This is a genomic window from Novosphingobium sp. SG751A (assembly GCF_013149295.1).
In the GTDB taxonomy this organism is placed as follows: domain Bacteria; phylum Pseudomonadota; class Alphaproteobacteria; order Sphingomonadales; family Sphingomonadaceae; genus Novosphingobium.
In genome coordinates, this window is the sequence record NZ_JABGCB010000001.1 from 19533 (window position 1) to 33173 (window position 13641).

The following is a 13641-nucleotide window of genomic DNA, read 5'->3' on the forward strand; positions in this document are numbered from 1 at the left end:
CTCAGGCCGGCTCACCACCATAGAGTTTGGCCGCACGCTCTTCAAAAGCGGCCACCATCTTGCGGAACGCCTTGTCGAAATATTGCCCGGCAAGGCTTTCGAACAAGGGGTTGCGGAAAGTGAAGCTGACGTCGAATTCAAGCTCGCAGCCGCCATCCACGTCGCGAAACTTCCACACATTGTCCAGATCGCGCATCGGCCCGTCGAGGTAATGGACGGTCAATTCGCGCGGGGCGTCAAACACCACGCGGCTGGTAAATTTCTCGCGCAGCATTTTGAAGCCCACCAGCATGTCGGCCACCATTTCGCGCCCGTCATTGCTCTTTACCCGCGTGGCCACGACCCAGGGCAGGAATTCGCCATACCGACCCACATCGGCCACCAGATCGAACATCTGCTTGGCCGAATAGGGCAGGCGGCGCGTCTCATGAATACTCGGCATCGCGGGATCAGGCCTTGGCCGCTGCCTTGGCGAGCTTGGCCTCACGGGCCGCGCGCATTTCGGCAAAATCCTTGCCCGCGTGATAGGACGAGCGGGTCAGCGGGCTGGCCGCGACCTGAAGGAAGCCCTTGGCCCGCGCAATCGCGCCATAGGCGTTGAAGGCGGCAGGCGTCACGAATTCCTTGACCTCGGCATGCTTGGGCGTCGGGCGCAGATATTGGCCCATGGTCAGGAAGTCGATCTGCGCGCTGCGCATATCATCCATCACCTGATGGACCTCCAGCCGCTGCTCGCCAAGGCCCAGCATGATGCCGCTCTTGGTAAAGATCAGCGGGTTATGCGCTTTGACCTCTTCGAGCAGGCGCAGCGAGGAATAATAGCGCGCGCCGGGGCGGATGGTGGGATAGTTGCGGGGCACGGTTTCCAGATTGTGATTATACACGTCCGGGCCAGCCGCCACGATCGCCTCGATCGCCGGGCGCATCTTGTTGCGGAAGTCCGGGGTCAGGATCTCGATCGTCGTGTTGGGCGTGGTGCGGCGCAATTCGTTGATGACCTTGACGAACTGGCTGGCACCGCCGTCGGGCAGATCGTCGCGGTCCACCGAGGTGATGACGATATGCTCCAGCCCCAGCTTGGCGGCGGCCTCGGCCACATGGGCGGGCTCGTTCAGGTCCACCTTGCGCGGCATGCCGGTCTTGACGTTGCAAAACGCACAGGCGCGAGTGCAGACATCGCCAAGGATCATCACCGTGGCATGCTTCTTGGTCCAGCATTCGCCGATATTCGGACAGGCCGCCTCTTCACACACCGTATTGAGGCCCAGCCCGCGCATCAGGTCGCGCGTGGCGCCATATTCGCGGCTGACCGGCGCCTTGACGCGGATCCAGTCAGGCTTGCGCTGTGTGACGGGTACGGAATCGGGCGAAGGAGGCGTGGAGAGGTCGTTCATGGCCTGCCAGATAGGCGCATGAGGCGGCTCTTTCCAGAGTTAAGTTTGAGTTTCTGCTGGCCTTCGGGCGGGCTTCGGGGCAATCGGCGCCCATGGGCATGACGGGTCGAATCCCTGATGCCCGCCATCGTCAGGAGAACGAGATGTCAGATTCGGGTAACGCCCCCGCCCCGCTTGATCGTCTTATCGCGGGCTATCACCGTTTCCGCGAAACCGGCTGGACCCCGCACCGTGAGCGCTGGAGCCAGTTGGGCGAGCGTCAGCAGCCCGAAGTGATGGTGATCGCCTGCTCCGACAGCCGCGTCGATCCTTCGCAGATCTTCGATGTCGATCCGGGCGAAATCTTTGTGGTGCGCAATGTGGCCGCGCTGGTGCCGCCGTTTGAAACCACGCCGGGCCATCACGGCGTCTCGGCGGCGCTCGAATTTGCGGTGCAGGTTTTGAAGGTGCGCGAGATCATCGTCATGGGCCACGGCCTTTGCGGCGGCTGCAAGGCGGCGCTGACGCAGGAATTGCAAGGCACCGAGCCGGGCCAGGGCGGCTTTGTCGCCAACTGGATCTCGCTGCTGGACGAAGCGCGCGATTCGGTGGCCCATCAGCACGGCACCACCGGGCGCCCCGCCGAACGCGCCATGGAGCAGGCAGGCGTCAAGGTCAGCCTCGAAAACCTGCGAAGCTTTCCCTGCGTGTCGCAAAAGGAAGCCAAGGGCAGCCTCAAGCTGCGCGGCGCCTTCTTCGCCATTTCGGACGGCGTGCTGCATCTGCTGGATGAAACCAGTGGCGAATTTGCCCCGGTCGAATAAAGGCGGCCGAATACGAAAAGGGGGCGGCGGTTTCCCGTCGCCCCCTTTCCTTTTTCCGTAAAGGCTTAAACCTTACTTGCCGGCGGCCTTCTGCGCCGCATAGAGCGACCAGAGTTCAGCCATCGGCTTACGCGGCCCTTCGACCTGCGCGAAAGTGGCCTGCGCACCGGCATAATCGCCCGCATCCACCTGTGCGATGCCCAGACGGGTCAGCACGACCGGCTTGTCCACGCCCGGCTTGCCCAGAGCGATCTTGTAAAGTTCCGCAGCCTTGGCCGATTCGTGATAGGACAGCAGCGCATCAGCCGCGCCCGACACGGTGCCCACAGTCGCATTGGCGGCGCGCGCATCCTTTTCAAAACCGGGCAGCGAGGCCTTGTCCGGGCCGATACGGCCATTCGCGGTCTTGAGCGCTTCAGCATAGAAGGTCTTCGATGCGTCGAGCTTGCCAGCGGCAACACCGGCTTCGATCACGGCCTTCACTTCGCCCGGATTACGACGAGCGTCAGCAGCCTGAACGAATTCGCCATAGTCGCGTTCTTCAGCCCAGCTGTTGGTGCGCGCCATCAGGCGCATCAGGTCAATCGTGTCCTGCGAGGGCAACTGACCCAGATCGCGCAGCACGGCAATCGCGGCCGACCAGCTCTTGGTCACAGGATAGGCCTTGACCAGCCCGGTCGAGAAATTCACCGCCTGAGCATAATCGCGGTTTTCATAGGCAAAGCCCAGACCGCGACGATACCAGTTTTCCGGCGCCGCCGTCCCGGCAATCGCAATCGCCTTGTTCAATTCGTCAAAGCCGGCCTTGGGCTGCTTTTCCTCGAAATTGATTTCGGCCAGCCATACATGCGGCTCAGCTTCCTTGTTGCCTGCGGCGATCGAGGCATCAAGGTTCTTGCGGGCGCCCGCATTGTCCTTGGCCTGAAGCGCCATCTGGGCCAGCGCAAAGTGCAGCTTGGGCAGCAGGTCGGGCGGGGTCTTGCCGCTGTCGACCATCAATTGAATGCCCTTGCCCTGAAGCGCATCGTCCTTGGCCAGGCTGCCAAGCTGGATGCCCCAGTTGCCCGCAGTGAACTTGTCATCAGGCTTGGTCGCGGCGGCCAGAACCTTTTCATACTGCGCGCGCAGATCGGCAATGCCTTCGGGGCTGGGCGCCTTCTTCACCTTTTCCAGAGCGGTCTGGAAAGGCACGCCGACAGCCAGAAACGGCTTGGAAAGATCGGGACCAGCAGGCGCCGCCATGGCGGGGGCCGCCACCATCACGCCAGCGCCCGCCACGGGCAAAGCCAGCGCCACGGCCAAAGCAAAGCGCGAAAGGGAAAGCTTCATTGCAATCTATCTCCTCTTTGGCATGGCAACCGATGTGCCGCCCCAAACTGAACGTTGCGCTTGTTAAGGCAAATCCGCGTCAATGCAACTATCGCCTTACTGCCCTGTCGCGTGTGAACCACGATTGAACTACGACTTTGTGCGCATGGCAGCGATTGCGCGCCAGGAGATATGCCCCGGTTGTGGAAAACGCATTCGATCCGGCCCACTAGGCGATGCAATCGCTGGCCATAGGCGACGCCATGGCCTAGAGACATGCAATCCGGGCCAGTCCCACAACAATCGAAGAATGAAAACACGCGCGTGAGCGACGAAACCACCCTGACCGCCAGCCCCATGGGCGAATTCACCCGCGTCGATATCGTCGACGAGATGAAGACCAGCTACCTCGATTATGCGATGAGCGTGATCGTGGCGCGCGCGTTGCCCGATGTGCGCGACGGGTTGAAGCCGGTGCATCGCCGCATCCTGTGGACCTGCCACGAGAACGGCTTCAATCATTCAAAGGCCTATCGCAAATCGGCGCGTATCGTCGGCGATGCGATGGGCAAGTATCACCCGCATGGCGACGCGGCGATCTATGACGCGCTGGCGCGTATGACGCAGGACTGGTCGATGCGCCTGCCGCTGATCGATGGTCAGGGCAACTTCGGCTCTATGGACCCCGATCCGCCGGCCTCGATGCGCTATACCGAAGCGCGTCTGGCCAAGGTGGCCGACAGCCTGCTGGCCGATATCGACAAGAACACCGTCGATTTCGTTGACAACTATGACGGGTCGGAGAGCGAGCCGCAGGCCCTGCCCGCGCGCTTCCCCAACCTGCTGGTCAATGGCGCGGGCGGCATCGCGGTCGGCATGGCTACCAATATCCCGCCGCACAATCTGGGCGAAGTGATCGACGGCGCGCTGGCCACCATCGACAATCCGGCAATCACCACCGATGAACTGATGAAGATCATTCCGGGGCCGGATTTTCCGACTGCCCCGCTGATCCTGGGCCAGGGCGGCGCGCGCAACGCCTATAACACCGGGCGCGGCAGCATCATCATGCGCGCGCGGCATGTCATCGAGACGGGCCGCAATGACCGTCGCTCGATCGTGCTGACCTCGATCCCCTATCAGGTGGGCAAATCAGGCCTTGTTGAAAAGATCGCCGAGGCGGCCAAGGACAAGCGCATCGAGGGCATTTCCGACATCCGCGACGAATCAAACCGCGAAGGCGTGCGCGTCGTCGTCGATTTGAAGCGCGATGCCACGCCCGAGGTCGTGCTCAACCAGATCTGGCGCAACACGCCCGCACAATCCTCGTTCCCCGCGAACATGCTGGCCATCCGTGGCGGGCGTCCGGAAGTGCTGGGGCTGAAGGATATTCTCACCTCCTTCATCGCCTTCCGCGAAGAAGTGATTACCCGCCGCACCAAGTTCGAGCTCAACAAAGCGCGCGACCGGGCGCATATCTTGCTGGGTCTGGTGATCGCGGTCACCAATCTGGACGAGGTGGTGCGCATCATCCGCGGCTCGCCCAATCCGGGCGCGGCGCGCGCGGCTTTGTCGGCGCGCGAATGGCCGATGGGTGAAATCGCCTCCTATATCCGTCTGGTCGAGGCGATTGAGGAAGGCAGCGACGAGCTTTCGGCGCCTACCTATCGCCTGAGCGAAACGCAGGTAAAGGCGATCCTCGACCTGCGCCTGCACCGCCTGACGGCGCTGGGCCGCGACGAAATCGGCGACGAACTCGAAAGTCTGGCCAAGGCGATTGCCGAATATCTCTCGATTCTGGGCGACCGCGCCAAGCTATATGGCGTGATCCGTCAGGAGCTGATCGAGGTGCGCGCCGCTTTTGCCACGCCGCGCGTGTCGGAAATCACCGCCGCCGCCGATGGCATTGATGACGAAGATTTGATCGAGCGCGACGACATGGTCGTGACCGTGACGATGGATGGCTATATCAAGCGCACCCCGCTCAGCACGTTCCGCGCACAGGCGCGCGGCGGCAAGGGCCGTGCGGGCATGGCCACCAAGGAAGAGGATGCCGTGGGGACGATGTTCGTCACCACCACCCATAATCCGGTGCTGTTCTTCAGCACAGCGGGCAAGGTCTATCGCCTCAAGGTCTATAAGCTGCCCGAAGGCGGCCCGGCCACGCGCGGTCGCCCGATTGTCAACATGCTGCCCGCACTGGACAAGGATGAGACGATCGCCACTGTGCTGCCTCTGCCCGAGGATGAGGCCGATTGGGGCGCGCTCTCGGTGGTGTTCGCCACGGCCAAGGGCAATATCCGCCGCAACAGCATGGATGCCTTTGCCAATATCCCGTCGAACGGCAAATTCGCCATGCGGTTCGAGGAAGGCGATGATGACCGCCTGATCGGCGTGGCGCTCCTGTCGCAGGATGACGACGTGCTGCTGGCAAGCCGTCAGGGCAAGGCGATCCGCTTTGCCGCCGATGAAGTGCGCGAATTTACCAGCCGTACCTCAACCGGCGTGCGCGGCATGCTGCTCAAGGGTGATGACGAGGTGATCTCGCTCTCGATCCTGCACCGAGTGGGCACCAGCAGCGAGGAACGCGAGGATTACCTGAAATTCGCGCCGTGGAAGGGCGAGAAGGAAGGCGAACCTTCGATCTCGGCAGAGCGCATGGCCGAACTGGCCGCGCGCGAGGAATTCATCCTCACCGTCTGCACCAACGGCTATGGCAAACTGTCCTCGGCCTATGAATATCGCCGGACTGGGCGCGGTGGTCAGGGCATCACCAATATCGACAACATCGCCCGCAATGGCGAAGTCGTAGCCAGCTTCCGCGCCGTTCAGGCTGATCAGCTTATGCTGGTGACCGATCAGGCCAAGATGATCCGCCTGCCGCTCTCGTCGCTGCGCGTGATCGGGCGCGGGTCGGCGGGCGTGCGCCTGTTCAACGTGGCCGATAATGAACATGTCGTTTCTGCTGTGCGTCTGGCCGAGGGCGAAGGCGAAGAGGAGACCGGCGAAGAGGCGGCGCCCGAAGGAACGGCGGGCGAATGAACGTCGCGCACAAAGTGCTGACCGCGCCGCAGATGGCGCAGTTCCTTGCCGATGGCGTGTTCAAGGGCGCGCCGGTGGATCTGGCCGATGGCTATATCCACCTCTCGGCCGAGCCGCAGTTGGCCGAAACCATCGACAAGCATTTCGCCGGAATAGACGATCTGTTTATCGCCACGGTCGATCTGGCGGCGTTGGGTGATGCGGTGAAGTGGGAAGTCTCGCGCGGCGGGGCGCTGTTTCCGCATGTGTATGGGGATTTGCCGCTGTCGGCCGTGGTGGCCCATGGGCCGCTGGTGCGCTCGGGCGATGGTTCGGTGGTTTTGCCTGCGGCTTGAAGATGAATGCGAGGGACTCGTCCCTCGCGCTCCCGTTACTGTATGCGTGGCGCCTTGGGCTCGGCGTGGCGTTTCGGACGCGAAATTTGAATGCCTGCGGCGCGGATAGTTTCCACCTTTCCGCCCGCAGGCCTTATTCACATCCCCAAGCACCACGCCGCCGCACCAATCACCCCATTAACGGGATTGCAAAGGGCCCCCGTCCTTTGCCCGCCGGCGGCATCTTCCTGCCCCTCCTTGCCCCCCTCCCCCACAATAGCTAAAGCCCGCCCTCATGACATATGACGTACACATCATCGGCGGCGGCCTCGCGGGAACCGAGGCGGCATGGCAATTGGGCAAGCGCGGTTTCAAGGTGCGCCTTTCGGAAATGCGCGGAACCGGAGAGCGCAGCCCGGCGCATCAGGGCGATGGGCTGGCCGAACTGGTCTGCTCGAACTCCCTGCGCAGCGATGATGACACCGCCAACGCGGTGGGCCTGCTGCATTACGAGATGCGGGCGCTCGACAGCCTCATCATGCGCGCGGCGGACAAGGCGCGGGTTCCGGCTGGGTCTGCTCTGGCAGTGGACCGCGACGTGTTCAGCGACACGATCGAGGCAGAACTGACCGCCCTGCCCAATCTGACGCTGACGCGCGAGCGGGTCGACACGCTGCCAGATACGGGCCTGACGATTGTGGCCACGGGGCCTTTGACGGCCGCGTCCTTAGCCGAAAAGATCGGCGCGGCAACGGGCGCGGACAGCCTCGCCTTTTTCGACGCCATCGCCCCCATCGTCTATGCCGAAACGGTGAATATGGACATTGCCTGGCGCGCCGCACGCTGGGACAAGGGCGCTGAGGCCTCCATCGCGCTGGGATCGGACGGCAAGGATTACATCAATTGCCCGATGAACAAGGCGCAATATCTGGCCTTTCGCGAGGAATTGCTGAGCGGCGAAAAGACCGTGTTCAAGGAATGGGAGGCCAACACCCCCTATTTCGACGGCTGCATGCCCATCGAGGTCATGGCCGAACGCGGCGAAGATACGTTGCGTTTCGGCCCAATGAAGCCGGTGGGGCTGGACGACCCGCGCACGGGCCGCTGGCCCTATGCCGTGGTGCAATTGCGGCAGGATAATAAGCTGGGCACGCTGTTCAACATGGTCGGTTTCCAGACCAAGCTGAAATATGCCGAGCAGACTCGCGTGTTCCGCATGATTCCGGGGCTGGAAAACGCCGAATTTGCGCGGCTGGGCGGTTTGCACCGCAACACTTTCCTCAATTCGCCCACCTTGCTGGACCGCCAACTCAGGCTGAAATCCTCGCCGCACATCCGTTTTGCCGGACAGATCACCGGCTGCGAAGGCTATGTCGAAAGCGCCAGCGTGGGCATGTTGGCGGGGATCATGACGGCCTGCGAACTGGCAGGCCGCGATTGGGCCGAGCCGCCGCGCACCACGGCGCTGGGCGCACTGCTGGCCCATATTACGGGCGACGCGGAGGCCGACACTTATCAGCCGATGAACATCAATTTCGGCCTGTTTCCGCCCATCGTCACCGAAAAGAAGATCAAGAAGCCTGCGCGCAAGCTGGTCTATACCGAGCGCGCCAAGGGCGATCTGGCGCCTTGGGTGGCCCAAATCACCGCTTAATCGGGGTCATCATCGTCCGGCGCAGGGCGGGTTTTCGGACCCGCCTTGCCGCAGGCGCAATCGGCTTTGGCCTTATCCCGCTCGGCCTTTTTGGCGTCCTGCGCGGCGTAATAGGCGTTCAGTTCCGCATGGCTCAGGATGCCATCGCCATTGCGATCGATCTCTTTGAAACGATTGGAAGTCTTGACCGCCCATTCTTCAAAGCTGAGCAGATTGTCGTGGTTCATGTCCAGCTTTTGAAACGCCTTTACGCGGGTGGACAGCATCTCATTGCGGTTGATCGAACCATCGCGATTCCGGTCATAGCGGTTAAAGCGCCTGTCCTCCTTGGACATCACCTTCTTGACCGCATTGGGCAAGGCGGGCCCGCGCCCATGCGGATCGGCATCGGGCAGTTCGATCGCGCTGTCGGCAGGTGCCCCCGAAACGGCGGGCAAAGGCGCGGCATGTTCGAGGCTGGCCCGCCCCTGCCACCAAAAAAACCCCGCGCCCACCAAAACCAGCGCCGAGATTGCGCCGATGATCAACCGCCCCATTCTGCCCCTCCCAATTTATAGGGAGAGTAGCTCAGATCCCCAGCATGCCAAGCCGCAAAAGCGTAAAAAGCGAAATGTTTTCCGCGCCCTGACGCCCCTTGGTTCGCGCCGCCAGCCCATGCAGAATCACCAGCGGGCGCATCGTGCGCGGCAATCGAACCCCGCGCCAGCCATGCGCCTCGATCATATCGGCCACCGCGGCCTGCTCCTGCGTATCGCCCAGATGGGCGGCCAAATCGCCCAGCGCCCAACCGCGCGCCATGCCTTGCGCCCCCTCGCCCAGAGCGGCGCAGGCGGTCACTCGCCCCTCGATCCACGTCTCAAACGATTCGGTCGGCAAAGGCGCCTCGCCCAGCAAAGCCTCCCAGCCATCGACCAGCCCCACCAGCGCGCCATGCCCGCCATCCCAGCATGCCAGCGCCGCCAGCAAAGGTTCGCCGCGCGGCCATTTATCCGCCGCATCGCGCAGCCGGTCCCGCCACCATGCCAGCCTCATCTGGGCCAGAATCGGCTCACGCGCCCCGCGCACGACTCCCGCCAGACGCACATCCAGCGCCAGCATCGTCAACCAGCGGTCGCGCGTGGCCACCGGCGCATAGGCGACCGCAAGGCGCCATGGCGCGGGCAAACTATCGAGAAGATCCTGAGACATGGGCGGGCCTTTAGCCCAAGGCGCGCGTGATTACAGCCCCAGATCGGCCAATTCCTGCGTCTCGGGCCAGAGCATATCAACCATCGCGTCCAGTTCGGTAAAATCGACATGCCGCTGCATCGGATCATAACGGCTGAGCACCATCGGCTTGGCCTGCGGGCGCAGCAACCGGCGACGCAGCGCCTTTTGCAGCAGGGTCAAGCGCTGAACCGCCTCGACCATCGCCACCTCGGGCGCCTTGCCGCGAATGCCGGACCAGCGCGCCTCGACCTGCCCCACCCGCTCCATCACCAGCGCGCTGTAATCGCGATGCGGCCCGCGATGCATAGGCAAGGCCAGTTTGATCGCCGCCGTATCATGCGCGGGCAGCAGCAGACCATTGCTGCGAAAATCGTCGAACCCCACCCGTTCGCGCCCGATCACATCGAACATCGGGCCAAAGCAGCGCTGCGACAGCAATTGTTTGGGCAGGATATGGTGGCGCTGCAATCCCGGGTCATAATCGGGGCTGCCCGACTGGTTAATGACACGAAAGGGAAGATCAGGTCGGACGCGATGACGAAAATGAGCCAAAGCCGCCCGCACAGAAGGAATGGTGGCGGCCCCCGCAACTGGCGACACTGTGGCGAGAATGTTCGTCAGCGTGCTGGACATACCCTAAGAATTTTTCCATTTTCCTCGGGAAATACCCCAAGAATTTCCCCTTCCGGCCCTTCAACTTCGATCGGCTCATTCACCGTCCACCCTTCCACCAAACTGTGGATAAGTCTTACGGCAATCTTGCCAGCCAAGCCGGGCTGTTTGGCAAGAAGTGGCTCGATTCGCAGTTCAAGTCCAGTAAAAAAACTTAATCCCTCGCTAACCACACACCCCGCTGCATCGCGCGACAGAGCCGTCAGCCCCAATGCCGGAAAGGCACCCCCTTTCAGCCAGCCCGGAATGATGCGTCGGAAATGCTCGATGCTCATGACCGTGCGCGCCGGCCCCCATGCCACGCCCAACGCATCGGGCAGATCAAGCAGCGCCAACACCACGCCTGCCATCACCCGGACCACGGGCAACTGGCTGCGCCCGCCCGAAAGATGCGCGCCCGGCGCCAGGCGGAGCCACGCCGAATGATCCAGATCGGTGTCCGCCGCCACGCCGTAGCGCACAGCCACCTGAGGCGCGGCCACACCGCCGGACAGACCGCAAAGATCAAAAGTCAGTCCACTCGACAAAAGCTCAAGCCAGTCGTCATCATCCTGCGGTTGATGCGCTACTGTCAAAATCCTTGCTGCGTCAGTAGCTTGCTTCAAAAGATCAAGCACGGCCTGCGCGCCGGGAGCACGTCCTTGCGGAAACTGGACATAAAAGGCGGAAGAGGTGGGGGTCGGAACTGTCATCAATTCAACCGTGCTATGGCCTCCAAACAAATGGCATCACACATGACGTATGGCATTTTTAGTTTCACGACGTCGAGTCCCGGCCATTCTAACCATAGTGGCACAAGCCCTACGCGGTATTTCCGTTTTCTTATTGGCACTCCATGTTTAACAAATCCCCTACCCTTTCTGTCGAGCCAAAGATGGTCTAATCCCCTCCATTATGCATGCAGAATTGACACAATGGATCCGTCCCGAATCTTCGCTTTCGGGCAAGGCCTGGCGCTGGCGCGGGGGCAATATGGACATGGCCCAGACCGCTTCGGGCGGGCTGAGCGACGATATTATCACCCAACTGCTTCTGGCACGCGGCGTTGCGCGTGAGGATCTGCCCCGCCACCGCGCGCCGACCTTGCGCGCATTTCTCCCCGATCCGTCCGAATTTCGCGATATGGAACTGGCCGCTCGGCGTCTGGCCGATGCCATCGAACGGAAAGAGACGATAACCATATACGGCGATTATGACGTGGATGGGGCAACCAGCGCGGCTTTGCTAATCCGCTTGATTCGCATGCTGGGCCATGATGCGCGCCATTACATCCCCGACCGCCTGCTCGAAGGGTATGGCCCCACCGGCGAGGCGCTGGTGCGGCTGGGGGCCGAGGGTGCCAAATTGATCGTGACGGTCGATTGCGGGGCCATGGCGCATGAGGCGCTGGCCATGGCCGCCGATGCCGGGGTCGAGGTGATCGTGGTCGATCACCATAAATGCAGCGCGGAATTGCCTCAGGCGCTGGCATTGGTGAACCCCAACCGATTGGATGAAAGCGACATTGGCGCGGCCCATGGCCATCTGGCGGCGGTGGGTGTGGCGTTTCTGCTGGGCGTGGCGCTGGTGCGGGTGCTGCGCGGGCAGGGATGGTTTGCCGAGCGGCCCGAGCCGGACCTGTTCGCCCTGCTCGATCTGGTGGCGCTGGGCACAGTGGCCGATGTGGCCGCGCTCCATGGATTGAACCGGGCGCTGGTGGCGCAGGGCTTGAAGGTGATGGCGCGGCGCGAGAATATCGGCATGGCGGCGCTGATCGACGCAAGCCGGTTGAACCGCGCGCCCACGGCCACCGATCTGGGCTTTGCGCTGGGGCCGCGGGTGAATGCGGGCGGCCGCGTGGGCGAGGCAACACTCGGCGTGCGCCTGTTGACCACGCAGGATGGCGAGGAAGCGCGCGAGATTGCCGAGCAGCTCTCGCGGTTGAACGAAGAGCGCCGCGCCATCGAAATGGCCGTGCAGGAGGCCGCCGAGTTGCAGATCGAGCGGCAGGGCAACCGCAGCGTGGTCGTGGTGTCGGGCAAAGGATGGCATCCTGGCGTGATCGGTATCGTGGCGGGCCGGATCAAGGAAAAGACCGGTAAGCCCTCGCTGGTGATCGCGCTGGACGATGATGGCGTGGGCAAGGGTTCGGGGCGCTCGATTTCGGGCGTAGATCTGGGCGCGGCAATCATTGGCGCGCGCGAGCTGGGCTTTCTGGTGGCAGGCGGCGGTCATGCGATGGCGGCGGGCCTGACCGTGGCTCAGGACCGGCTTGATGCCTTTGCCGACTGGCTGGATGACCGTCTGGCGGGCGATGTCGGGCGGGCGCAGGGCGCGCAATCGCTGCTGCTCGATCTGGCCGTGGCGCCGCGCGGGTTGCAGCCCGAACTGGTCGAATTGCTGGAGAGCGCAGGCCCCTATGGCATGGGCTGGCCGGGGCCGCGCGTGGCGGTGGGGCCGGTGCGCGTGGTCAAGGCCGATGTAGTGGGCGCGGATCATTTGCGCATGATTGTTCGCGGCGAAGATGGCGCCAGTTTCAAGGCGATGGCCTTTCGCGCGGCCCAGACCGAGATGGGCCAGACACTGATCCATGGCGACCATGGGCGCAAGCTGTGGCTGGCCGGGCGGGCACGAATCGACGATTGGGGTTCGCGCCGGGCCGCCGAATTGCATGTGGATGATGCGGCATGGGCGTAACCCCAGTCAAAATACTGATAAAAAAGGATTCATGATAAATTTTGCGTTTTTTCCGATAGTAACGCGATTTGAGACTTGACCAACCGGCCCCCTCTCCATAAATGCGCGGCCTCACCAAGGCGCAAGCCAAGGTTGGCCCCTTCGTCTAGCGGTTAGGACGCGGCCCTTTCACGGCTGAAACACGAGTTCGATTCTCGTAGGGGTCACCAATACATAGCTCGCCTTGGTTTCAAGGTTGGCCCCTTCGTCTAGCGGTTAGGACGCGGCCCTTTCACGGCTGAAACACGAGTTCGATTCTCGTAGGGGTCACCATTACATAGCCTGCCTTGGCTTCAAGGATGGCCCCTTCGTCTAGCGGTTAGGACGCGGCCCTTTCACGGCTGAAACACGAGTTCGATTCTCGTAGGGGTCACCACTTGTAAAATCAGAGCCATTAGGCCCCTTCGTCTAGCGGTCAGGACGCGGCCCTCTCACGGCTGAAACACGAGTTCGATTCTCGTAGGGGTCACCATTCTTCAAATTATACCGATCGCCCGGATGATCCGGCACGGCCGGCCGCCAATGATGGC

General features: G+C 62.5%; 12 protein-coding genes and 4 tRNA genes. 9 read left to right on the forward strand and 7 right to left on the reverse strand.

Annotated elements, in window-relative coordinates; genetic code table 11:
- Position 1: 1 nt before the first annotated feature.
- Both FHW96_RS00090 and lipA read right to left on the reverse strand, forming a co-directional pair.
- A complete protein-coding gene (locus tag FHW96_RS00090) occupies positions 2 to 442 on the reverse strand; it encodes a type II toxin-antitoxin system RatA family toxin (RefSeq protein ID WP_172338546.1) in 441 nt (146 codons plus the stop codon).
- A gap of 7 nt (positions 443 to 449) precedes the next feature.
- Complete coding sequence (lipA, locus tag FHW96_RS00095) at positions 450 to 1394, reverse strand: lipoyl synthase (RefSeq protein WP_172338547.1); 945 nt, start codon at positions 1392 to 1394, stop codon at positions 450 to 452.
- A 143-nt stretch (positions 1395 to 1537) separates the two neighbouring features.
- On the opposite strand from lipA, the gene FHW96_RS00100 reads away from it, so the two are divergent.
- Positions 1538 to 2197, forward strand: coding sequence for a carbonic anhydrase (locus tag FHW96_RS00100; RefSeq protein WP_172338548.1), 660 nt, complete (start codon positions 1538 to 1540; stop codon positions 2195 to 2197).
- Positions 2198 to 2269: 72 nt separating this feature from the next.
- Here the strand turns inward: FHW96_RS00100 and FHW96_RS00105 are convergent, their stop codons facing one another.
- Positions 2270 to 3526, reverse strand: a complete 1257-nt coding sequence (locus tag FHW96_RS00105; RefSeq protein ID WP_172338549.1) for a hypothetical protein — start codon at positions 3524 to 3526, stop codon at positions 2270 to 2272.
- Positions 3527 to 3829: 303 nt separating this feature from the next.
- Here FHW96_RS00105 and gyrA point away from each other — a divergent pair, with 303 nt between their 5' ends.
- The 3 genes from gyrA (at position 3830) to trmFO (ending at position 8515) form a co-directional block, all read left to right on the forward strand.
- Complete coding sequence (gene gyrA / locus FHW96_RS00110; RefSeq protein WP_172338550.1) at positions 3830 to 6547, forward strand: DNA gyrase subunit A; 2718 nt, start codon at positions 3830 to 3832, stop codon at positions 6545 to 6547.
- A complete protein-coding gene (locus FHW96_RS00115; RefSeq protein ID WP_172338551.1) occupies positions 6544 to 6882 on the forward strand; it encodes a DUF952 domain-containing protein in 339 nt (112 codons plus the stop codon). The genes gyrA and FHW96_RS00115 overlap by 4 nt, the downstream gene beginning before the upstream one ends.
- A gap of 274 nt (positions 6883 to 7156) precedes the next feature.
- Positions 7157 to 8515 (forward strand): methylenetetrahydrofolate--tRNA-(uracil(54)-C(5))-methyltransferase (FADH(2)-oxidizing) TrmFO, encoded by a 1359-nt coding sequence (trmFO, locus tag FHW96_RS00120; RefSeq protein WP_172338552.1) that lies wholly within the window; start codon positions 7157 to 7159, stop codon positions 8513 to 8515.
- Here trmFO and FHW96_RS00125 read toward each other — a convergent pair.
- Genes FHW96_RS00125 through FHW96_RS00140 form a run of 4 tightly spaced genes read right to left on the reverse strand, consistent with a single transcriptional unit; the run spans position 8512 to position 11088 of the window.
- The gene (locus FHW96_RS00125; RefSeq protein WP_172338553.1) at positions 8512 to 9051 is read right to left on the reverse strand and encodes a hypothetical protein; all 540 of its coding nucleotides are present in this window, start codon (positions 9049 to 9051) and stop codon (positions 8512 to 8514) included. The two genes, trmFO and FHW96_RS00125, sit on opposite strands and share 4 nt — an antisense overlap.
- A 31-nt stretch (positions 9052 to 9082) precedes the next feature.
- Positions 9083 to 9703, reverse strand: a complete 621-nt coding sequence (locus tag FHW96_RS00130; protein ID WP_172338554.1) for a hypothetical protein — start codon at positions 9701 to 9703, stop codon at positions 9083 to 9085.
- A 30-nt stretch (positions 9704 to 9733) separates the two neighbouring features.
- On the reverse strand, positions 9734 to 10357 hold the full coding sequence (locus FHW96_RS00135; protein WP_172338555.1) for an AHH domain-containing protein: 624 nt from the start codon (positions 10355 to 10357) through the stop codon (positions 9734 to 9736).
- Entirely contained in the window at positions 10342 to 11088 is a 747-nt protein-coding gene (locus tag FHW96_RS00140; RefSeq protein ID WP_172338556.1) for a hypothetical protein, read from the reverse strand. The genes FHW96_RS00135 and FHW96_RS00140 overlap by 16 nt, the downstream gene beginning before the upstream one ends.
- 280 nt (positions 11089 to 11368) lie before the next feature.
- On the opposite strand from FHW96_RS00140, the gene recJ reads away from it, so the two are divergent.
- From recJ to FHW96_RS00165, 5 genes are all read left to right on the forward strand, one after another.
- Entirely contained in the window at positions 11369 to 13072 is a 1704-nt protein-coding gene (gene recJ / locus FHW96_RS00145) for a single-stranded-DNA-specific exonuclease RecJ (protein ID WP_253950688.1), read from the forward strand.
- A gap of 134 nt (positions 13073 to 13206) precedes the next feature.
- Positions 13207 to 13281, forward strand: a tRNA-Glu gene (locus tag FHW96_RS00150).
- A 28-nt stretch (positions 13282 to 13309) separates the two neighbouring features.
- Positions 13310 to 13384: transfer RNA gene (locus FHW96_RS00155), tRNA-Glu, on the forward strand.
- Positions 13385 to 13412: 28 nt separating this feature from the next.
- Positions 13413 to 13487, forward strand: a tRNA-Glu gene (locus FHW96_RS00160).
- 21 nt (positions 13488 to 13508) lie between these two features.
- Positions 13509 to 13583, forward strand: a tRNA-Glu gene (locus FHW96_RS00165).
- Positions 13584 to 13641: the final 58 nt, after the last annotated feature.

Coding starts and splice junctions, on each gene's coding strand:
- FHW96_RS00090 (WP_172338546.1), bottom strand. CDS start 442: ATGCCGAGTATTCATGAGACGCGCCGCCTGCCCTATTCGGCCAAGCAG.
- lipA (WP_172338547.1), bottom strand. CDS start 1,394: ATGAACGACCTCTCCACGCCTCCTTCGCCCGATTCCGTACCCGTCACA.
- FHW96_RS00100 (WP_172338548.1), top strand. CDS start 1,538: ATGTCAGATTCGGGTAACGCCCCCGCCCCGCTTGATCGTCTTATCGCG.
- FHW96_RS00105 (WP_172338549.1), bottom strand. CDS start 3,526: ATGAAGCTTTCCCTTTCGCGCTTTGCTTTGGCCGTGGCGCTGGCTTTG.
- FHW96_RS00115 (WP_172338551.1), top strand. CDS start 6,544: ATGAACGTCGCGCACAAAGTGCTGACCGCGCCGCAGATGGCGCAGTTC.
- trmFO (WP_172338552.1), top strand. CDS start 7,157: ATGACATATGACGTACACATCATCGGCGGCGGCCTCGCGGGAACCGAG.
- FHW96_RS00125 (WP_172338553.1), bottom strand. CDS start 9,051: ATGGGGCGGTTGATCATCGGCGCAATCTCGGCGCTGGTTTTGGTGGGC.
- FHW96_RS00130 (WP_172338554.1), bottom strand. CDS start 9,703: ATGTCTCAGGATCTTCTCGATAGTTTGCCCGCGCCATGGCGCCTTGCG.
- FHW96_RS00135 (WP_172338555.1), bottom strand. CDS start 10,357: ATGTCCAGCACGCTGACGAACATTCTCGCCACAGTGTCGCCAGTTGCG.
- FHW96_RS00140 (WP_172338556.1), bottom strand. CDS start 11,088: ATGACAGTTCCGACCCCCACCTCTTCCGCCTTTTATGTCCAGTTTCCG.
- recJ (WP_253950688.1), top strand. CDS start 11,369: ATGGACATGGCCCAGACCGCTTCGGGCGGGCTGAGCGACGATATTATC.